The following is a 20315-nucleotide window of genomic DNA, read 5'->3' as shown; positions in this document are numbered from 1 at the left end:
GCTATTAAAAATGATGAAACATAATCTGTTTATTAAAAATAATATGGTATTTTTGCCAAAAATTAACGATTAAATTTATAAAGTTCTTTCTATGATTAACAGGCGCCATATTAGAGTTAAAGTAATGCAATCAGTTTATGCCATATTGCAATCTAAAAGTGATAATTTAGATATTGAAGAAAAATTCTTATTGACTAGTATTGATAAAATGTATGATTTATATGTGGTGTTGCTTCAACTGTTAGTGGAAGTAAAGAACAAGGAAGCAAATTATATTAAAATTGCAAAAAAGAAATTTTTAGCAACTAAAGAAGAATTAAATCCATCTACAAAATTTATTGACAACCAAGTATTTAAGCTATTGGAGGAAAGTGGATCGTTGAATCAATATGTTACGGCTAATAAATTAAATTTTTGGAAGTTAGATTCGGAATACACTACAGAAGTTTGGAATAAAACAAAAAAAAGCACTTTATATCAAGATTATATAAATTCAAATAAATCTTCATTTGAAGATGATAAAGAATTTGTAATTAAAATGTTTAAAGAATTCGTTGCTCCAAATGATAAATTAGCTGAATATTTTGAAGATAAAAATATAACATGGGTTGATGATATTCCGTTTGTAAATACTTGGATTGTAAAATCTTTGACTAAATTAAAATCAACAAGTCCATTTCTACTAAAAGAGTTGTACAAAGATGACGATGACAAAAAATTTGTTTTAGACTTATTTAGAAAAGTAGTGTTAAACCAGAAGGAATTTGAAAAAGATATTATTGATAGAACTCCAAATTGGGATACAGATCGAATTGCAGAAATAGATATGATTTTAATTAAAATGGCTATTGCAGAGTTTTTAAAATTTCCATCAATTCCAGCACGAGTAACCATTAATGAATATATTGAAATTTCAAAAGATTATTCTACTGAAAAAAGTAGTTATTTTATTAATGGTGTTTTAGATAAAATTTTAAAAGATTTTACAACTTCAAAAAGAATTAAAAAAATAGGTAGAGGATTGTTATAATTTAGTATTTTTACGAAAATTTTTAATACATGAAAAAAATAACTATAATTTTAACCGTATTGGTAAGTTTAGCAGTATTATCTTGTAAAGATAATGCCGCTGCAAAAGTAAAATCTTCAAATCTTGAAACTGCTAAAGCACGTGATGCTAAAATGAATATGGGAATGCCAATAATTGCATTTGATAAAAAAGCATATGATTTTGGAACTATCAATGAAGGAGATAAAATTGATGGTGCTTTTACTATTTATAATAAAGGTAAAGCAGATTTGGTAATTACAGGAGCAAGAGCTTCTTGTGGTTGTACAGTTCCTTCTTGGCCAAAAGAAGCTATTAAACCAGGTGATTCAGCAAAATTAAATTTTGTATTTAACTCTAGAGGTAAACGAGGTAAACAAAATAAATCCATAACCTTAAGAACAAATACAGAAAATGTAAACGAAATAATAAGAGTTACAGGTAATGTAACTCCAAAACCAAAAACTAAATCAATGTTAAAGCGGGACAAGAAATTGAACGCAATTAAAGTAAAACCTTATTAAAATTTTAAATATGTATAACACTATATTTTTAGCAGAAGGAGGAGGCAACTCTTTAACAACTATGTTACCATTTTTATTAATGTTTGTGGTAATCTATTTTTTTATGATTCGACCTCAAATGAAACGTCAAAAAAATGAAAAGAAATTTCAATCAGCTTTAGCAAAAGGAAATAAAATAATCACTACAAGTGGTATTCATGGTAAAATTGTGGATATTGTTGCAAGTGATAACACTGTTATTATTGAAACAGGAGCTGGAAAAATTAAGTTTGAAAGATCTTCAATTTCTATGGAATTAAGTAAACGATATTTAGCTCCAAAAGATAAAAAATAATAAAAATTACTTCTAAAAAAAAGTGAGCTATATAGCTCACTTTTTTTGTATATTTAATATTTATTTTATAATAATGAAATCTAAATCAAAACCATCAGGCTTTTCTAATGCAACTAAACGTAAAGTTAAAGAGTTTACTATTTTTTTAGTATTAACCTCAATTATCTGGCTATTGATGGAGTTGTCTAAAACATATACAAGTACTGCAGTTTTTAAGGTTAATTATAAAAATTTACCTGCAAATAAATTAATTCAAAATAAACCAGTTGAGGCCGTAGAAGTGGCTTTAAAAGCTCCCGGGTTTTCATTGTTAAGATATAAAGTTTGGAATAATACTGTTAATTTAAGCTTGTCAAATATGCGAAAGATAAAAGCTAAATACATATTATTACCAAATTTGCAATTAGCTTATATAAATTCTCAATTACCTAATGAAACTGAAGTTATTAGAGTTTTAAAAGATACAATTTCATTTGATTTAGGAGTTAATATAACAAAAAAAGTAGTTGTAATTTCTTCTATTAAATTAAATTTTAAATTAGGTTTTGGATTAACAAAATCGTTAAAAATAAGTCCTGATTCTATATTAATTACAGGTCCTAAGAAATATATAGATTCTATTAATGAAATAGAAATGATACCAATTAAACTAAATAATATTAATAGTAATATTAGCCTTACTGCAAATTTAAAATTACCATTAAATACAGAACATATTTTAATGAGTACTAAAAAAGTGAAAATTACTGGAGAAGTAGATAAGTTTACAGAAGGAAGTTTTACCATTCCTGTTACCATAATTAATAAACCTAAAAATGTGGTAATTAATACTTTACCAAACGTTGTAAAAGTTGTTTTTCAAACAGGATTAACCAATTATTCCAAAATTAATGATAAAAGTGTTTTAGTAGTTTATGATTACAATCAATATAAAAAGGACACATTAATACAGTTTTTAACTCCAATTATTAAACAAAAAAGTGATTTAATTACATCACTTAAAATAAACCCAAGTCAAATAGAATTTTTTATTCAAAAATGAAAATAATTGGTTTAACAGGAGGTATAGGAAGTGGTAAAAGTACGGTTTTACAGTTTTTTAAAGAAATTGGTGCTAAAACTTATATTGCAGATATAGAAGCCAAAAAACTGATGAATTCTGATGAAGAATTAAAATTTCAAATAATACAATTATTTGGAGATAAAGTGTACAACAGTGGTGCTGTTGATAGAAAATACTTGGCAAATATTGTTTTTAATGATACTTCAAAATTAGAAAAGCTAAATAAATTGGTTCATCCAAAAGTGCAGCAACACTTTTTAAACTTTGTAAAAAAATGTAATTGTGGAATTATAATTTATGAATCTGCAATTTTATTTGAAAGTGGAAGTAACAAACTTTGTGATTATGTAATTACGGTATATGCAGATTATAAAACTAAAATGGAACGGCTTAAGTTACGTGATGGTTCTTCAGAAGAAGAAATTAGGGTAAGAATGCAACATCAATTAAATGACAACTACAAATTAGCAAAAGCTAACTTTATAATAAATAATAATAATATAGAAAACACAAAACGCCAAGTTTCAATAATTTATGAAATTTTACAAAAAACGGGTATTGAATAAGCTTTATTTTAATAATATGTTAAATTATTAAATTTTTGTTAATATTTAGTACAACTACAATATTGTAAATGTTAAAAGTTTAAATTTGAATAATGAGAAAACGAGTATTTTTACTCATCACTATTTTAATGAGTATTGCTTTAATAGGTATTATTTCAGTTCAAGTTTTTTGGATTAAAAATACCATTCAAATAAGTAATGCACAATTTACTTCTAATGTAAAATTTGCATTAGCCAAAGTTTCTGAAGAAATAAAAGATCGCGAATTTTCTCAGTTTTATAATAAATTAAATGGTTTATACCAACAAGGTAAAAAATTAAAAGATTTAGATGTTCGTAGGTTTATTTATGAAAAAATAGATACCACAAACAATGAAAAGTTTACCTATTCACAAAGTATAATCGAAGCAAATTATAAAGTACCAACAGAGTTCTTTGACAATGATTCTATAAATTTTAAAAAAATATTTAGCAAAGAGAAAATTGTAGTGGTAAAAAATCAAACTATGGATGATAATTTAAAAACATCCAATCCTCCGCAAGAGAGCTATGTTAGATTGAGTAGATTTAAAAGTGCTGAAAAAGCTTATTTGGAACGATATTTTGACATAATTACACATAGATTACCAATAAATAAACGAGTTAGTAATAGAGAATTAACTATGAGATTAACTCAAGAACTGAAAAAAAGAGGAATAGTAACCAAGTTTAAATATGGTATTTATAGTAACGGATTAGCCACACAAGTAAAATCGGGTTATTTTAGAAAAGAAGAAGGTAAAAGTTATAAAGTGCCAATGTTTATTAATCAAGATGGTGAAAGTAATTATCAATTATATGTAAATTTTCCAGACAAGAAAAATTTTATTTTAGGATCTATATCTAAAATATTAATTTTATCTGTTTTTTTTATCTTAATCATTATTTTAACTTTTGCAACTGCATTGTATCAATTAGTTAAGCAAAAACAAATTTCAGAAATAAAAACGGACTTTATTAATAATATGACGCATGAATTTAAAACGCCAATTGCAACTATTAATTTAGCCTTAGATGCCATTAAAAACCCTAAAGTTATTGATGATAGAGAAAAGGTAAATAAATATGTAAAAATGATTCGTGAAGAAAATAAACGAATGCACGCACAAGTAGAAAACGTTTTAAGAATATCTAAATTAGAAAAAAATCAACTAGATGTTAGTAAGGAAAAAGTAGAGGTTCACGACCTATTAAGAAAAGCGGTTACTCATGTAGATTTGCTTATTAAAGATAGTAGTGGTTACATCAATTTGAATTTAAACGCACATTCAACCGAAGTTTTAGCAAATCCGTTTCATTTAGAAAGTATATTTGTAAATATGTTAGATAATGCCATAAAATATTCAAATGAAGCTCCTAAAATAACAATTAGCACTGAAAATTCACCCAAAAATTTAATTATAAAAATTGCAGATAAAGGAATTGGAATGAATAAAAACGTTCAAAAAAATATATTTAAAAAATTCTATAGAGAAGAAACAGGAAATATTCATAATGTAAAAGGTCATGGTTTAGGCCTTGCATATGTCAAAAAAATAGTAGAAATTCATCAAGGAGAAATTTATGTAGAAAGTGAAAAAGGAAAAGGAAGCACTTTTTTTATTAAATTACCTTTGATTTAAAACATTAAAACATGGAGAATAAAAGAATTTTATTAGTAGAAGACGATCCAAATTTCGGTACCGTTTTAAAAGATTATTTAGGTTTAAACGACTATAATGTTACCTTAGCTAAAGACGGCTTAGAAGGTTTAATAATGTTTAAAAATAACGATTACGACTTATGTATTTTGGACGTTATGATGCCTAGAAAAGATGGGTTTTCATTAGCACAGGATATTCGCTCAACAAACACTGAAATCCCAATTATTTTTTTGACGGCTAAAACTATGAAGGAAGATGTTTTAAGAGGATATCAAGTTGGTGCTGATGATTATTTAAATAAACCTTTTGATTCCGAAGTTTTATTGTACAAAATAAAAGCAATTTTGCAACGTAAGGAGAGTGAAGAAAGTAAAGAAGAAGAAATTTTTGAATTTGAATTAGGTAAATTTCATTTTAATTCGAAGCTACGTCATTTATCTTTTGATGGTGGAGAGATACAAAAACTATCTCCAAAAGAGAGTAAATTGTTAAAATTACTTACACAATATAAAAACGACTTAATGCCTCGCGAACTTGCTTTAACAAAAATTTGGAGAGACGATAATTACTTTACTTCTAGAAGTATGGATGTATATATTGCAAAATTAAGAAAGTATCTAAAGCTAGATGAAAATGTAGAAATACTAAACATTCATGGAGAAGGGTTTAGGTTAATTGATAAAAGCTAAATTAAAAAAAATCTGCTTGAGTAGATTTTTTTATTGGAATTTAGTTATAAATTTGACTAAATTGCATTTATGGCAAAATTAATTAAAATATATGAAGAAAATCCTAATGAAAAGGAAATTGAAAAAGTAGTTTCCGTGTTAAAAAAAGGAGGACTTATTATTTATCCAACAGATACGGTTTATGGTGTTGGTTGTGATATTACCAATGCAAAAGCTATGGAAAAAGTAGCTAAAATAAAAGGTGTAAAACTTAATAAAGCTAATTTTTCATTTATTTGTAATAATTTAAGTAATCTTTCTGATTATGTGAAGCAGATTGATACACCAACGTATAAAATTTTAAAAAAAGCATTTCCAGGTCCATTTACTTTTATATTGAAAGGAAATACGAATTTACCAAAATCATTTAAAAATAAAAAAACCGTTGGAATTCGCATTCCTGCTAACAATATTATAAGAGCATTGATCGAAAAATTAGGAAATCCTATTGTGTCAACTTCTATTTATGATGAAGATGATTTAATTGAATATACTACCGATCCTGAATTAATTTTTGAAAAATGGCAAAATAAAGTCGATATAGTAATTGATGGAGGTTTTGGAGGAAATATTCCATCAACTGTTATTGATTTGTCTGATGGAAAATTTGAAATATTGCGTGAAGGAAAAGGAGATGCTACTTTATTATAAAATTTTTAAATATTTTCTTCTTTAAAATAAAATAATTCCAAACAGCACTTTTAACCAAAAAATAATCTTTTTTCTGATTAGCTTTATCTCTTTTATTCAACATTTTATTTAGGTTTTTATAAAAACTAAAATGTGCTTTTATAATAGCAAAAGTATGTTTAGGTTTTAGTTCAAATATAAATTTAATTCCTGCTACACCATCTAAAATTAAACGCATAAAAATAATGGAAAATAAGGATTTTTTTGGTAGATTTTTAACCAATGAAAATAAACTATTTCTGAAATTTAAAAATGTTTTTTTAGGATTTGTTTCTTTTAACGTTGCTCCGCCAATGTGGTAAACCGTTGATAATCCTACATATTTAATAATTTTATTTTTATTTTGAACTCTCCAGCATAAATCTATTTCTTCCTGGTGAGCAAAATAATCTTCATCAAAACCATTTGATTCAAAAAATACTTTTGATCGAATAAAAAAACAAGCACCTGACGCCCAAAATATTTCTTTTATATCATTAAATTGAGTGGTATCTTTTTCAATTTCATTGAAAATTCTTCCTCTGCAAAAAGGATATCCATATTTATCTATAAATCCACCAGCCGCACCAGCATATTCAAACTTTAAATTAGATTTATAATCTAAAATTTTAGGCTGAATAATTACCGTATCTTTTTCATTTTCAAAAATAGAAATGATGGGTTGTAACCAATTTTTAGTAACTTCAATATCAGAGTTTAATAAACAAAAAATATCTGCGTTTACATGTTTTAAAGCATCATTATAACCTTTTGCAAATCCGCCATTTACCTTGTTTTTTATAATTTGTATCGTAGGGTAATTTTCTTTTAAAAAAGTTATAGAATTGTCAGTTGAAGCATTATCAGCTACAAATATTTCAGTATTTGGTAAGTTGCTGTATTTTAAAATTGATGGAAGAAATTTTTCCAATAAGTTTTTTCCATTCCAGTTTAATATTACAATAGCTGTTTTTAACACCATTCAATAAATTTATAAATTATATTTTTTTATGAATAATTTAGAAATAAGCAAATAACTTAAATTTATTAAAATAATAATAAAAGTGATTATTGCAAAAATCCATTTTAAGGAAGTAAAAATAGAAGTTAAATTGCAAATACTACTTAGTTTTTCCGGATATTTTGTTAGCATTATAATTATTCCAGTGTTTTCTAAAATATCAAAAAAACTAATTAATAATGGAGCTGAAATTAAGTAGTTCAAATTTTTTATTTTATTTCTTTTTAGTAAAAAAATCACTAAAAAAGCATAAGTATATCCGTAAATAATAGCATACGGAATATCTATAAATAATTCAGATAATGTATAAGCAACTCTGCCATTTTCACCCAGATTTTTGAATAAAGTATAAGCCACGGTTGTAGTATAGGAAAATTTAATATCTAAAATAGATTTTATGTCAATTTTTGTATTTAAAAATAGTTCAGAAAATTTTGGCAATAAAAAAATATTAAATACGATAATTAAAAGTATTCCAATTAGTATGTTTTTTTTGCTAGCGTATTTATTTAAATAATTAAAAATCAACTTAGAATCATTTAGTTTTTGTAAAGGTTTTACTTATTATTTTCCACTGATTATTAATTTTTAAAAGCGATAAATAATCTGTATAAGAAAATTTAGAATAACTAAATTTAGTTTTAAAATTGGCAATATTCCCAGTAATGTCACCATCTAAAATTTGAGTAGCTACTTTCTGCTTTCCATCGGTTTTAACTTTATCTAAATAGGATTTCAGAGGAATTATTAATTCAGTATTTTCTTTAACAGTGTATAATTTTGCATCGTTTGAAAAGGCACTTTGTAATTGAGTTATATTGGCATTTTTTCTTCCTTCAAAATAGTTAGCAATTGTTTTTTCTACTTCTAAATATTCATCTTTTTCATTCAAAAAATCACGTAACACTTTATTGTATTCATTTGAAGCATTGATATAAGGAAAATGTCCTTCATTATGAAATGTATAAACTTTGGCATCTGAATAAAGTTCTTTAAGTTTTTTTCTTAATTCAGGTTGAATAAGCGGATCATTATCCGATTCTAGTATTAATTTCGGAATTCGTTTAATTTTATAAGAAGTTGGGTTTGCAGTAAACGGGTCAATAACCACAGAATATCTATTCATAAATTGTTTTTTACTAAAAGGTAAACTTGGCAGAAAAGCTTTTAATAACTTTGAGTTTTTTGAAGCCGGAATTAGCTCATTATTTAACTTTTTTTCTCCCAATTTTGAAATCAATATTTCTGGTAAAAAAGGAATAACTTTACTTTTAGTAGCATTTTCTTGTGCAATTAGGGTATTTGGTGGAAATGTATTTCCAAAAACTGCTTTTTCAACTCTGTTTGGAATTAGGTTTACCAAATATTGTGTAATGTATCCACCCATTGAAGTACCAACCGCATAGAATTTGTTCACATGCTCTTTTTTTAAAATGGCTAAAATTCCTTCAGAAGCTTTTTTTAACGAATTTATTTTTTCCGGAAGCGTATAGCTTATTACTTTATAATCTTTTTCAAATGCCGCTATTTGCTGCCACCATAAATCGTAAGCGCCACCCATTCCGTGTAAAAATAAAATGGTTTTAGTTCCGTTTCCGCCAGTATAATAATCCCACGTTACACCATCCACCATAATTTTTTTGGTAGGCTTGGCTTGTAGTTTTTTTAAACTTTTAGAAATGGTATTGTCCGTTTTATAAAGTTTAAAAAAATTAGCTTGTGGAGCAGGAATTAAATAGATAATAATTAGCACTATAATAATTACCGCTAAGCTTATTTTAAAATACATATGTTTCATTTTATAAAGATTTATAATTTGGAATGCTTTTTAGAAAAACATACGTTTCATTTATTTTATCCATTTTGCAGTAATAATGTTGTAATCCGTTGGAAACAACTAAATAATTTGCATTCAATTTTAAATTATATCTAGCAATTTGGTCAAAAGCATTTTGATTTATTTTTATGGATGGTGCCTTGCATTCAACAATAATATCAGGTTTTCCTTTGTTGTTAAACACTAAAATATCGGTTCTTTTTGTCAAATTATTTAAAATTAATTTTTTTTCAACAGCGATTAATGAAATTGGATATTTTTTTTCTTCAATTAAAAAATGGATTATATGTTGCCTAACCCATTCTTCTGGAGTTAAAACCACATATTTTTTTCTGATAATATCAAAAATAGCATAGTTATTTTCGTTACTTTTGATTCTGAAATTATATTTAGGCAAATTCAATGTTTGCATATCACAAAAATGCTAATTTTTTTTTATAAATGAGTGACGTTACTAAAATTGTTTCTGATATTAAAAACAGAAATTTCAAACCTGTCTATTTTTTAATGGGTGAAGAGCCCTATTATATTGATAAAATTTCTGAATATATTGAAAATAATGTACTTACAGAAGAGGAAAAAGGGTTTAATCAAATGGTTTTATACGGAAGAGATGTTACCATAGGTGATATTATTGATAATGCCAAACGATTTCCAATGATGGCTGATTATCAAGTTATTGTAATTAAAGAAGCTCAAGATTTAATAAAAACGATTGAGAATTTATCAGAATATGTTGAAAATCCATCACCAACTACCATTTTGGTACTTTGTTATAAATATAAAACGCTTGATAAACGAAAAAAACTATATAAAACCATCAAAAAAAATGGTGTTGTTTTTGAAAGTAAAAAGTTATATAGTAATCAGGTAGTTGACTGGTTAAAGAAAATTTTAGCTAAAAAAGATTTAAAAATTGAACCAAAAGCAGCCATAATGTTGGTGGAATTTTTAGGCGTTGATTTAAGTAAAATTAGTAATGAAATTACTAAGCTAGCTGTGGTTTTGCCAAAAGGAGCTACCATTACGCCAGATTCAATTGAAGAAAACATTGGAATAAGTAAAGATTTCAATAATTTTGAATTACGTAAAGCCATAGGAAGTAGAGATGTGGTTAAAGCGAATAGAATTATCAACTATTTTGGCCAAAACCAAAAAGCAAACCATATTGTTGTTACAGTTTCCTCATTAAATAGTTTTTTTACTCAAATTTTAATTTATCATAGCTTAAAAGATAAATCGAGTAATAGTGTGACAAGAGCATTAGGTGTAAATCCTTATTTTGTTTCTGATTATAAAATGGCTGCACAAAATTATCCAATGCGTAAAGTTTCTAAAATCATAGGGCTTATTAGAGAAGCAGATTTAAAAAGCAAAGGTGTTGGAGCAAGCGGACTTCCTGCTGGTGAAATTTTAAAAGAATTAATTTTTAAAATAATTCATTAATTATTTAAGGAAATTCGGTTTACCCGATTTGCAATTTCCCAAGCAGTATAAAATACTAATTTTGTTCTTTTTGCCAATAAATCATAATTAATTTTATCAGGAGTATCCGTTATCTTATGGTAATCTTTATGAGTTCCATTAAAATAAAAGATAATGGGAATGTTGTTTTTAGCAAAATTATAATGATCAGATCGGTAGTAAAAACGATTTGGATCATTTTCATTATCAAAAGTATAATCTAATTTTAAGTGTGTGAATTTGTTATTAATTTCTTCTGATAGTAAATGCAACTCTGTGCTAAGTTTATCAGAACCAATTAAATACACATAATTTGAGTTGTTTTTATGAGCATCATCCACTCTGCCAATCATGTCCATATTTAAGTCTGTTACTGTTTTGTCTAAAGGAAAAATAGGGAATTCGGTATAATATTTAGAGCCAAGCAATCCTTTTTCTTCACCAGTTACGTGTAAAAATAAAATAGAACGTTTTGGTCCATTACTATCTTCAACTGCTTTTTCAAAAGCTTCCGCTATTTCTAAAAGTGCAACTGTTCCTGAACCATCATCATCAGCACCGTAATAAATATCGCCTTCAGGTTTTCCTAAATGATCATAATGAGCAGAAATAACCACAATTTCATCTGGTTTTTCAGATCCTTTTATAAAGGCAACCACATTTTCAGAAGGATTCAAATTTGGTTTTAAATGCGATGTTGGTATAGATTGATAATAATCTTCTCCACCATAAGGCGATGCAATATTATGAGTGATATAAAAAGTTTTTAGGTAGGCTGCAGCAAGTTTTTGACCAGGTTCACCCGTTTCTCTTCCTTCAAATTTATCGGAAGCAAATTTATATAAATGAGTTTTTAAATCATTAGGTGTTATTGAATTAGCATATTTTGTAGCAGTAGTATTGGTAACTAAATCTATAGTTGTAGCTTGGTTTGTTATGTGAGTATTGCTACCACAACTTAACAAAAAGATACAAAACAATAGTACTATTTTTTTCATATAGATGAGTTAATTACTTCAAATATATCAAAAAAATATTAGCTATTTAAAATGGTAAATTGTTTCAATTTTTTATTAAAATGAATTAAATCTGAATTGAAAAGAGTGTTTAATTGGTTATTTTCAATTAGATCATTGGTTTTACCCGTAACAAATTTTTGAGGTGTCATCAACCAGAGCTGGTCAGCTAGTTGTAATGCTAAATTAATTTCATGAGTAGAAATTAGTATAGTTTTTCCAAATTCTTTAGCTAATTTTTTTAGTAAAGTAAAAGTTTCAATAGTATGATGAATATCTAAGTGAGCCGTAGGTTCATCTAAAACAATAATAGCTGTATTTTGAGCTAAAGCTCTGGCAATTAATACTTTTTGTAGCTGACCATCACTTAACTGATAATATTTTGCTTGTGCTAACTGTTTTGTGTTTGTTTCTTTTAAAGCCATTTCAACTATTTCAATATCCTTGGCATTTAATTGTCCAACCCAATTCGTATAAGGTTGTCTGCCTAATGCCACCAATTCAAAAACGGTTAAGCTACTTTCGGGTAATTTTTCAGTTAAAACTACGCTTAATTGTTTGGATAAATTTAGGTTTGAAATTTCATTTAAGTTTATCTGATTTATAAAAATAGTTCCATTAATTGCAGGTTGAACTTTAGTTAAAGTCCGTAATAAAGTAGATTTTCCAATACCGTTTTCACCCAATAAACAAACCAAATTTCCCTCTTCTAAAGTAATATTCAAATTAGAAGCTATAATTTTTTGATGCTTTTTAGAAGTATATCCAATACTTAAATTCGTTGTTTTTATAATATGATTTTGAGTATTTTTCAATTCTAATAAATTTTTCTTTTTCTAATTAGTAACCAAATAATTATAGGTGCTCCAAATAATGAAGTTATGGCATTTATGGGTAATGTATATTCGCTATTTGGAAGTTGAGCAATGCTATCGCAAATGAGCATAATAATGGCTCCGCTTATAGCAACTGCAGGTATTAAAGTTTTATGATTAGAAGTTTTAAATAATAATTTAGTTAAATGAGGTACAGCCAACCCAATAAATGCAATTGGACCAGAAAAAGCGGTGATTACGCCAGTTAATAAACTAGTTGCAATTAGAGTTATATTTCTGGTAAGTTTTATGTTTACGCCTAAACTTTTGGCATAATTTTCACCTAATAATAAACTATTTAAAGGTTTTATAATGAACACAACTAACAATAATCCTATCAAAAATATGACAAAAAAGGTGGTAATTTCATGCCAAGTCAAATTTCCTAAACTTCCAAAACTCCAAAATAAATATTGTTGTAATTGACTTGCACTGCTAAAATAGGCGAGGACACTTATTACCGCAGCAGTTAAACTTCCAAACATTAAGCCAATAATTAAAATAGACATGGTATTTCTCACTTTTATTGCTGCCAATAAAACTGCTGATAAAACTAAAAAAGCTCCCAAACTTGCTGCAATTGCCAAGCCCCAGTTGGTATAGGCAAATGCCGTATTGTTAACGCCAATAAATGAAGCTCCTAATATTAAAATGGCAACTCCTAAACTTGCTCCAGAACTAATACCTAACACAAATGGTCCTGCTAATGGATTTCTAAATAAAGTTTGCATTAACAAACCGCTTATTGATAATCCAGAACCAACCAAAATAGCGGTAATTGCTTTTGGCAGTCGATAGTTAAGTATGATGGTTTTCCAAGCATCATTTTGAGTGTTTTCATTTAATAATGCAAGCAGTGTTTGTTTAAAAGGAATAAAAACAGATCCTAAACTTACATTTAATATAAAAATTAAAACAAGTGAAATTGATAGTACAATAAATGTTTTTTGATATGATTTTATTGGATAAATCAAGTATTAGTATTTAAAAATTTAATTAATTTATGTATTGCTTTTCCTCTGTGGCTAATTTCTCCTTTTTCTTCTAAACTCATTTGAGCAAAAGATTTTTTATATCCTAAAGGTTGAAAAATAGGATCGTATCCAAAACCACTTTCTCCTTGTTTTTTTTCTAAAATATTTCCTTTACAAATGCCTTCAAATAGATATTGATTTCCATCCAAATTTAAGGCAACAACCGTTCTAAATTGAGCTTTTCTATCTTTTTTATTTGTAAGATTTTCAAGCAGTTTATTCATGTTTTTTTCTGAATTATTTTCTTTCCCAGCATAACGTGCAGAATACACTCCTGGCTCGTTATTTAAAGCTGCTACTTCTAAACCTGTATCATCGGCAAAACAATTATATCCAAATTTTTTGGTAATATAATTTGCTTTTAAAATGGCATTGCCTTGTAGTGTGTTTTCAGTTTCTGGAATATCATCAAAACAATTAATTTCGGCTAAACTAATAATTTTATATTCGGGTAGTAATTGTCTAACTTCTAATAATTTATGATTATTGTTGGTGGCAAATACTAATGTTTTTTTATTCATGATGATAGGGTTCGTTTTTTAAAATAGTTAAAGCTCTGTATATTTGTTCTACAACAAATAAACGAATCATTTGGTGAGAGAAAGTCATTTTTGATAAAGAAATTTTTCCTTGGGATTTTTTATAAATTATATCAGAAAAACCATAAGGTCCACCAATAACAAAAACTAGCTGTTTTATGCCTGAATTCATTTTTTTTTGAAGGTATTTTGAAAATTCGATTGATCGCATTTCTTTTCCTTTTTCATCTAGTAAAATTAAAACATCCGTAGGTAATAATTTCTTTATAATTAATGCTCCTTCTTTTTCTTTTTGTTGAACTTCAGTTAAATTTTTAATATTTTTAATATCAGGAATTATTTCTAACTCAAAATTTATATAATGTTTTAATCTATTTTGGTAACTATCTATCAAAGAAATTAAATATTTATTGTCAGTTTTACCAATAGCAAGTAATTTAATTTTCATGCGGTAAATATAAAAAGAAATAAAGAGGTATTTTTTGAAAATAAAAAAGTTATTTTTGTTTTTAAAATGTAGTTGATATGATTTCAAAAAAACAGTTTGAAAAAGAGATTGATATTATAATAAAAAATGCTATTCGTGAAGATGTTGGTGATGGCGATTTTAGTTCGTTGGCCTGTATTCCAGCCACTGCAAAAGGAAAAGCTAAGCTATTAGTTAAAGAAGCTGGAATTATTGCTGGAGTACAATTAGCGGTTAAAATTTTTAAATCTATTGATAAAGATTTAAAAGTTGAAATTTTTATTGAAGATGGTGAGCAAGTTGCAGTTGGAGATATTGTTTTTTACGTAGCAGGCAGCTCTCAATCTATTTTAAAAGCAGAACGATTGGTGCTAAACGCTATGCAACGGATGAGTGCCATTGCCACAAAAACGAAACAATTTGCTAAAATACTTCAAGGAACAACCACTAAAATTTTAGATACACGCAAAACTACACCAGGAATTAGAGCCCTTGAAAAATGGGCCGTTAAAATTGGTGGAGGAGAAAATCATAGATTTGCGTTATATGATATGATTATGTTAAAAGATAACCATATTGATTTTGCTGGCGGAATTACTTCTGCAATTACTAAAACAAAAAAGTATTTGACTAAAAATAATCTCGATTTAAAAATTATAGTTGAAGCTAGAAATTTAAAGGAAATAAAAGAAATTTTAAATAATGATGGTGTTTATCGGATTTTAATTGATAATTTTAATTTTGAAGATACCAAAAAAGCGGTAAAATTGATAGGAAATAAATGTTTAACGGAATCTTCTGGAGGAATAACCTTAAAAACTGCAAAAGAATATGCTAATTGTGGCGTAGATTTTATTTCATCTGGTGCGTTAACGCATTCCGTTTATAATATGGATTTAAGTTTAAAAGCTGTACATGAGTAAACCTGTAGAAGATAATTTGAATAAAATTCCAATAGTAAATTGGATTGTAAAACTTGGAAAATCTATAAAAATTCCAGGGCTAGAAGGAATGTCTTTATACGATATACTTGAAATGTATGTTTTAGGAATTGTTAAAGGTGCGTTAACCTCACGAGCTGGTGGAATTTCATTTAGCTTTTTTATGGCACTTTTTCCTTTTTTACTGTTCATTTTAACGCTAATTCCTTATGTTCCTATTGATGGATTTCAACATGATTTTTTGTTTATGATTGAACAATTATTACCTCCAAATACTGCTAGTTCGGTTGAGGAAGTAATTGCAGATATCGCAAATAATAGGTATGGTGGTTTATTATCATTCGGATTTGTAGCTTCTATTTTTTTAATGACCAATGGTGTAAATGCTATTTTAGGCGGATTTGAATATTCGTATCACATCACAGAAATGCGTAATATTCTTCGCCAATATTTTATTGCTATGGCAATGGCATTTTTTTTATCATTTATATTAGTAATAACAGTTGCAGTTGCTATCTATTTTGAAATTTTCATTAATGATTTAAAAGCGAATGGATGGCTAGAAAACGATGTTTTTTGGATTGAAAAAGGACGATTTTTACTTTTTATACTCTTGTTATTTGTTTCTGTTTCATTTCTCTATAAATATGGAACTAAAGAAACAAAACGATATTCATTTTTTTCACCAGGAACTGTTTTAACCACGTTGCTAACCATACTAAATTTTAAACTTTTTGCCATTTATGTTTTAAAATTTTCAACCTATAATAAATTGTACGGTTCTATTGGGACTTTATTGGTATTAATGTTATTCGTTTGGCTAAATTCTATCATTTTATTATTGGGTTTTGAATTAAATGCAAGTATCAATAGTTTAAAGAAGAAACATATAAAATATAATAATTCATGAAAGTAATTGCAATGATTCCTGCTCGTTATGAAGCTAGCAGATTTCCAGGTAAACTAATGAAAGATTTAGCAGGCAAATCCGTTATTTTAAGAACTTATCAAGCAGTTAAAAATTCTAAATTGTTTGAAGAAGTATATGTAGTTACGGATAGTGATATTATTTTTAATGAAATTGTTTCTAACAATGGTAAAGCCATAAAAAGTAAAAAGGTACACGAATCGGGTAGTGATAGAATTGCAGAAGCTGTTGAAAATTTAAAGGTAGATATTGTAATAAATGTGCAAGGTGATGAGCCTTTTACTCAAACGGAACCTTTATCAAATTTAATAGAAGTATTTAAAAAGGATAAAAATAAAGAAATTGACATCGCTTCCTTAATGCTTAAAATGGAAGATAAAGAGGAAATAAATAACCCAAATAATGTTAAAGTGGTTACTGATGAACAAAATTTTGCTATGTATTTTTCACGTTCTCCAATTCCGTATCCACGGGAAAAATCAAAAGCTATTTATTATAAACATATAGGTATTTATGCTTTTAGGAAGGATGCAATATTGAAATTCACTAAATTGCCAATAAATAACCTTGAAGCCACTGAAAAATTAGAAAATTTACGTTTTTTAGCAAATGGTTTAAAAGTAAAAATGGTAAAAACAGAACATGTTGCAATTGGCATTGATACTCCAGAAGATTTGGAAAAAGCCAATGCAATTTTTAATAGTAATAAAATTAATTAAACACTTAAAGTTTATGAGCTATACCAATCAACAACCAAGAGATTTTATGATGTCGTTACAAATCATTCATTTTATTTTAATGATGGTTATTATTGCATTTTCAGCTTACATTTCAATACATTTAAATGGAATATTAAATTTTTCTTATGCTAGTGATAGAACATTTCTTTTTATTGCGATAACTATTTCATTTATAGGTACTTTATTAAGTAAAAGTATATTCTTAAAGTTGATAAAGAAAATCCCAGAGAATGCTAATTTACTTGAAAAAACAAAAAAATATAGTATTGCACATTTATTAAGATTAATACTATTATTATTACCAGCTTTTATGTGTATTATTTTTGTAATGGAATCTCACAACAGTTTTTATTTCATTTTAGTAGGTATATTATTATTAATGATGTTAGCTATTTTTCCTAATAAAATAAAATTTGCAAATAAGGTACCATTATCAGATAAGGAAAAATCAATATTGCAAAAACTTTAATAACCTTTTAAAATTTCGGATATTTGCAAACTAATTTTTTATAATGGCACAAAAACCAAGCATACCAAAAGGAACACGCGATTTTTCACCAACAGAAGTTGCTAAACGTAATTACATATTTTTTACCATAAAACAAGTTTTTGAAACCTACGGATTTCAACCAATTGAAACGCCATCTTTTGAAAATTCTTCAACATTAATGGGAAAATATGGTGAAGAAGGAGATCGATTAATCTTTAAAATATTAAATTCTGGTGATTATTTAAAAAAGGTTGATGAAGCTCTTTTAGTTTCAAAAAATAGTTTGCAAACTACTTCAAAAATTTCAGAAAAAGCATTGCGTTACGATTTAACTGTTCCGTTTGCACGGTATGTGGTGCAACATCAAAATGATATTGTATTTCCTTTTAAACGGTATCAAATGCAACCTGTTTGGCGTGCCGATAGACCACAAAAAGGTCGTTTTCGTGAATTTTATCAATGTGATGCAGATGTGGTTGGAAGCAAAAGTTTATGGCAGGAAGTGGAGTTTGTTCAATTGTACGATGCTGTTTTTAGCAAGTTAAAGTTAATTGGCACGACTATTAAATTGAATAACCGAAAAATTTTATCTGGTATTGCTGAAATTATTGGTGAAAAAGATAAATTAATAGATTTTACAATTGCTTTAGATAAGTTAGATAAAATTGGCGAGGAAGGTGTAGCTAAAGAAATGCTAGCAAAAGGAATTTCAGAAAACGCTATTAAAAAAGTAAAACCACTATTTAGTTTTAAAGGAAGTAATCAAGAAAAATTAAATCAATTACAAGAATTATTGGCAAATTCAGTTGAAGGAACACAAGGAGTTCATGATTTAAGATTTGTAGTAAATGCTATTGAAAACTTAGGTTTACAATCTGCTAATTTAGAGTTAGATGTAACTTTAGCACGCGGTTTAAATTATTATACTGGTGCAATTTATGAAGTTTCTGCACCTAAAAATGTAAAAATGGGTTCTATTGGTGGAGGTGGTAGATATGATGATTTAACAGGAATATTTGGATTGAAAAATGTAAGTGGTGTAGGAATTTCATTTGGGTTAGATCGTATTTATTTAGTGTTGGAAGAACTAAATCTATTTGACCAAGTGGAGCTGCCAAAACCCAAAGTTTTATTTTTGAATTTAGGAGAGCAAGAAGCTACTTATTGTATGAAAGCCTTGCTAAAATTGAGAAAGCATCAAGTAAAATCAGAATTATATCCTGATGCTTCAAAAATGAAAAAGCAATTAAATTATGCAAATAGAAGAGCAATTCAATTTGTTGTAATTGTTGGAACTAGTGAAATGGAAAATAAAAAGTTCACTTTAAAAAATATGCAAAGCGGTGAACAACAAACGTGCAACCTGCAAGAATTAGTAGATATTACTACTTCACTTTAAATAATATTGTAAATTTGCACTCTAATTAAATAATTATGTTTGAAGGTAAAAAAGGTATGGTAAACAGCATAGATGATATTGGAGATAATCATGTTGGGTCTTCAGCAAAAACACCTTTAAGAGATGATGCTTTTGTTTTATCAGATGAAGAAAAAATGGAGAGAATTCAAAAAAGTGTTAAAGAAATATTAGACACTTTAGGCATGGATTTAACTGATGATAGTTTAAAAGGAACGCCGAAAAGAGTTGCAAAAGCTTATGTAAAAGAACTTTTTGGAGGATTAAATCCCGCAAATAAACCAAGATTGTCAACATTTGATAATAATTATAAATATGGCGAAATGTTGGTTGAAAAAAATATTGTGGTGTATTCTACTTGTGAGCATCATTTATTACCAATTGTTGGTCGAGCTCATGTTGCTTATATATCTAACGGTCAAGTAATTGGTTTATCTAAAATGAACCGAATTGTTGATTATTATGCTCGTCGTCCACAAGTGCAGGAACGCTTAACAATGCAAGTAGTTCAGGCATTACAAGAAGCAATGGGAACTAAAGATGTAGCTTGTGTAATTGATGCAAAACATTTATGTGTAAACTCTCGTGGAATTCGTGATATTGAAAGTAGCACGGTTACTTCAGAATTTGGAGGTAGATTTAAAGAAAAGGAAGTTAGGAGAGAATTTTTAGACTATATTAAAATGGATACGGACTTTGAATAGTTTACATAAAAATAAATCATAAAAAAGCACTCATTTGAGTGCTTTTTTTATTAAATAGTCGAACCTATTTTATTACAAGAAGATAGTTTTAATAGTGTTTTCAGTTGTTTTTATTACCAAAATAGGGTTCAAAAAAGACCAGTTTTTAGTATCTTGGTGCATAAAACCTTGTCAAATGCGTTCACATAAAATCGATACAAATCAATATAATTTTTTAGGAAATACGCTA

At 27.2% G+C, this 20315-nt stretch carries 24 protein-coding genes; 15 read left to right on the top strand and 9 right to left on the bottom strand.

Features of this window, described 5'->3' with window-relative positions; translation table 11 throughout:
* The first annotated feature begins 91 nt into the window (after window positions 1-91).
* From nusB to L3J60_RS05570, 8 genes are all read left to right on the top strand, one after another.
* Entirely contained in the window at window positions 92-1030 is a 939-nt protein-coding gene (gene nusB, locus L3J60_RS05605) for a transcription antitermination factor NusB (RefSeq protein WP_291974509.1), read from the top strand.
* Between the two features lie 29 nt (window positions 1031-1059).
* Window positions 1060-1572: a DUF1573 domain-containing protein gene (locus L3J60_RS05600; protein ID WP_291974508.1), complete on the top strand. Its 513-nt coding sequence runs from the start codon at window positions 1060-1062 to the stop codon at window positions 1570-1572.
* Window positions 1573-1582: 10 nt separating this feature from the next.
* A complete protein-coding gene (gene yajC, locus L3J60_RS05595) occupies window positions 1583-1906 on the top strand; it encodes a preprotein translocase subunit YajC (protein ID WP_291974507.1) in 324 nt (107 codons plus the stop codon).
* A gap of 73 nt (window positions 1907-1979) precedes the next feature.
* Window positions 1980-2948 carry a YbbR-like domain-containing protein gene (locus tag L3J60_RS05590; protein WP_291974506.1) on the top strand — a complete coding sequence of 323 codons (969 nt, stop codon included), beginning with the start codon at window positions 1980-1982 and terminating at the stop codon, window positions 2946-2948.
* On the top strand, window positions 2945-3535 hold the full coding sequence (gene coaE, locus L3J60_RS05585; protein WP_291974505.1) for a dephospho-CoA kinase: 591 nt from the start codon (window positions 2945-2947) through the stop codon (window positions 3533-3535). Before L3J60_RS05590 ends, coaE begins: the two co-directional genes overlap by 4 nt.
* A 92-nt stretch (window positions 3536-3627) precedes the next feature.
* Window positions 3628-5196 carry a HAMP domain-containing sensor histidine kinase gene (locus L3J60_RS05580; RefSeq protein WP_291974504.1) on the top strand — a complete coding sequence of 523 codons (1569 nt, stop codon included), beginning with the start codon at window positions 3628-3630 and terminating at the stop codon, window positions 5194-5196.
* 11 nt (window positions 5197-5207) lie between these two features.
* The gene (locus L3J60_RS05575; protein WP_291974503.1) at window positions 5208-5906 is read left to right on the top strand and encodes a response regulator transcription factor; all 699 of its coding nucleotides are present in this window, start codon (window positions 5208-5210) and stop codon (window positions 5904-5906) included.
* A gap of 69 nt (window positions 5907-5975) precedes the next feature.
* Complete coding sequence (locus L3J60_RS05570; RefSeq protein WP_291974502.1) at window positions 5976-6596, top strand: L-threonylcarbamoyladenylate synthase; 621 nt, start codon at window positions 5976-5978, stop codon at window positions 6594-6596.
* Here L3J60_RS05570 and L3J60_RS05565 read toward each other — a convergent pair.
* The 4 genes from L3J60_RS05565 to L3J60_RS05550 all read right to left on the bottom strand — a co-directional run bounded on the left by L3J60_RS05565 (window position 6583) and on the right by L3J60_RS05550 (window position 9884).
* A complete protein-coding gene (locus tag L3J60_RS05565; RefSeq protein ID WP_291974501.1) occupies window positions 6583-7596 on the bottom strand; it encodes a glycosyltransferase family 2 protein in 1014 nt (337 codons plus the stop codon). The genes L3J60_RS05570 and L3J60_RS05565 overlap by 14 nt on opposite strands.
* A gap of 9 nt (window positions 7597-7605) precedes the next feature.
* Window positions 7606-8076 (bottom strand): hypothetical protein, encoded by a 471-nt coding sequence (locus L3J60_RS05560; protein WP_291974500.1) that lies wholly within the window; start codon window positions 8074-8076, stop codon window positions 7606-7608.
* 94 nt (window positions 8077-8170) lie between these two features.
* Complete coding sequence (locus tag L3J60_RS05555) at window positions 8171-9433, bottom strand: alpha/beta fold hydrolase (protein WP_291974499.1); 1263 nt, start codon at window positions 9431-9433, stop codon at window positions 8171-8173.
* Between the two features lies 1 nt (window position 9434).
* Window positions 9435-9884, bottom strand: a complete 450-nt coding sequence (locus L3J60_RS05550) for a type I restriction enzyme HsdR N-terminal domain-containing protein (protein ID WP_291974498.1) — start codon at window positions 9882-9884, stop codon at window positions 9435-9437.
* A gap of 29 nt (window positions 9885-9913) precedes the next feature.
* Between L3J60_RS05550 and holA the strand changes: the two genes are divergently transcribed.
* On the top strand, window positions 9914-10918 hold the full coding sequence (holA, locus tag L3J60_RS05545) for a DNA polymerase III subunit delta (RefSeq protein ID WP_291974497.1): 1005 nt from the start codon (window positions 9914-9916) through the stop codon (window positions 10916-10918).
* Here holA and L3J60_RS05540 read toward each other — a convergent pair.
* Genes L3J60_RS05540 through rlmH form a run of 5 tightly spaced genes read right to left on the bottom strand, consistent with a single transcriptional unit; the run spans window position 10915 to window position 14848 of the window.
* Window positions 10915-11934, bottom strand: a complete 1020-nt coding sequence (locus L3J60_RS05540; RefSeq protein ID WP_291974496.1) for a M28 family metallopeptidase — start codon at window positions 11932-11934, stop codon at window positions 10915-10917. The genes holA and L3J60_RS05540 overlap by 4 nt on opposite strands.
* 38 nt (window positions 11935-11972) lie before the next feature.
* Complete coding sequence (locus L3J60_RS05535) at window positions 11973-12767, bottom strand: ABC transporter ATP-binding protein (protein ID WP_291974495.1); 795 nt, start codon at window positions 12765-12767, stop codon at window positions 11973-11975.
* Window positions 12768-12769: 2 nt separating this feature from the next.
* Window positions 12770-13798: an iron ABC transporter permease gene (locus L3J60_RS05530; protein WP_291974548.1), complete on the bottom strand. Its 1029-nt coding sequence runs from the start codon at window positions 13796-13798 to the stop codon at window positions 12770-12772.
* Window positions 13798-14382 carry a non-canonical purine NTP diphosphatase gene (locus tag L3J60_RS05525; protein WP_291974494.1) on the bottom strand — a complete coding sequence of 195 codons (585 nt, stop codon included), beginning with the start codon at window positions 14380-14382 and terminating at the stop codon, window positions 13798-13800. Before L3J60_RS05525 ends, L3J60_RS05530 begins: the two co-directional genes overlap by 1 nt.
* Window positions 14375-14848 carry a 23S rRNA (pseudouridine(1915)-N(3))-methyltransferase RlmH gene (gene rlmH, locus L3J60_RS05520; RefSeq protein WP_291974493.1) on the bottom strand — a complete coding sequence of 158 codons (474 nt, stop codon included), beginning with the start codon at window positions 14846-14848 and terminating at the stop codon, window positions 14375-14377. The genes L3J60_RS05525 and rlmH overlap by 8 nt, the downstream gene beginning before the upstream one ends.
* Window positions 14849-14925: 77 nt before the next feature.
* Between rlmH and nadC the strand changes: the two genes are divergently transcribed.
* The 6 genes from nadC to folE are packed head-to-tail and all read left to right on the top strand — an operon-like array spanning window position 14926 to window position 20086.
* Complete coding sequence (gene nadC, locus L3J60_RS05515) at window positions 14926-15789, top strand: carboxylating nicotinate-nucleotide diphosphorylase (protein ID WP_291974492.1); 864 nt, start codon at window positions 14926-14928, stop codon at window positions 15787-15789.
* Complete coding sequence (locus L3J60_RS05510; RefSeq protein WP_291974491.1) at window positions 15782-16717, top strand: YihY/virulence factor BrkB family protein; 936 nt, start codon at window positions 15782-15784, stop codon at window positions 16715-16717. Before nadC ends, L3J60_RS05510 begins: the two co-directional genes overlap by 8 nt.
* A complete protein-coding gene (gene kdsB, locus L3J60_RS05505; RefSeq protein ID WP_291974490.1) occupies window positions 16714-17454 on the top strand; it encodes a 3-deoxy-manno-octulosonate cytidylyltransferase in 741 nt (246 codons plus the stop codon). The genes L3J60_RS05510 and kdsB overlap by 4 nt, the downstream gene beginning before the upstream one ends.
* Before the next feature lie 13 nt (window positions 17455-17467).
* Window positions 17468-17944, top strand: coding sequence for a hypothetical protein (locus tag L3J60_RS05500; RefSeq protein WP_291974489.1), 477 nt, complete (start codon window positions 17468-17470; stop codon window positions 17942-17944).
* Between the two features lie 43 nt (window positions 17945-17987).
* Window positions 17988-19364 (top strand): histidine--tRNA ligase, encoded by a 1377-nt coding sequence (gene hisS, locus L3J60_RS05495; RefSeq protein ID WP_291974488.1) that lies wholly within the window; start codon window positions 17988-17990, stop codon window positions 19362-19364.
* A 56-nt stretch (window positions 19365-19420) separates the two neighbouring features.
* Window positions 19421-20086, top strand: a complete 666-nt coding sequence (gene folE, locus L3J60_RS05490) for a GTP cyclohydrolase I FolE (protein WP_291974547.1) — start codon at window positions 19421-19423, stop codon at window positions 20084-20086.
* Window positions 20087-20315 lie beyond the last annotated feature (229 nt).

It is taken from the genome of Lutibacter sp., assembly GCF_021647475.1.
In the GTDB taxonomy this organism is placed as follows: Bacteria; Bacteroidota; Bacteroidia; order Flavobacteriales; family Flavobacteriaceae; genus Lutibacter.
This window is presented reverse-complemented; position numbering and strand designations above follow the sequence as displayed.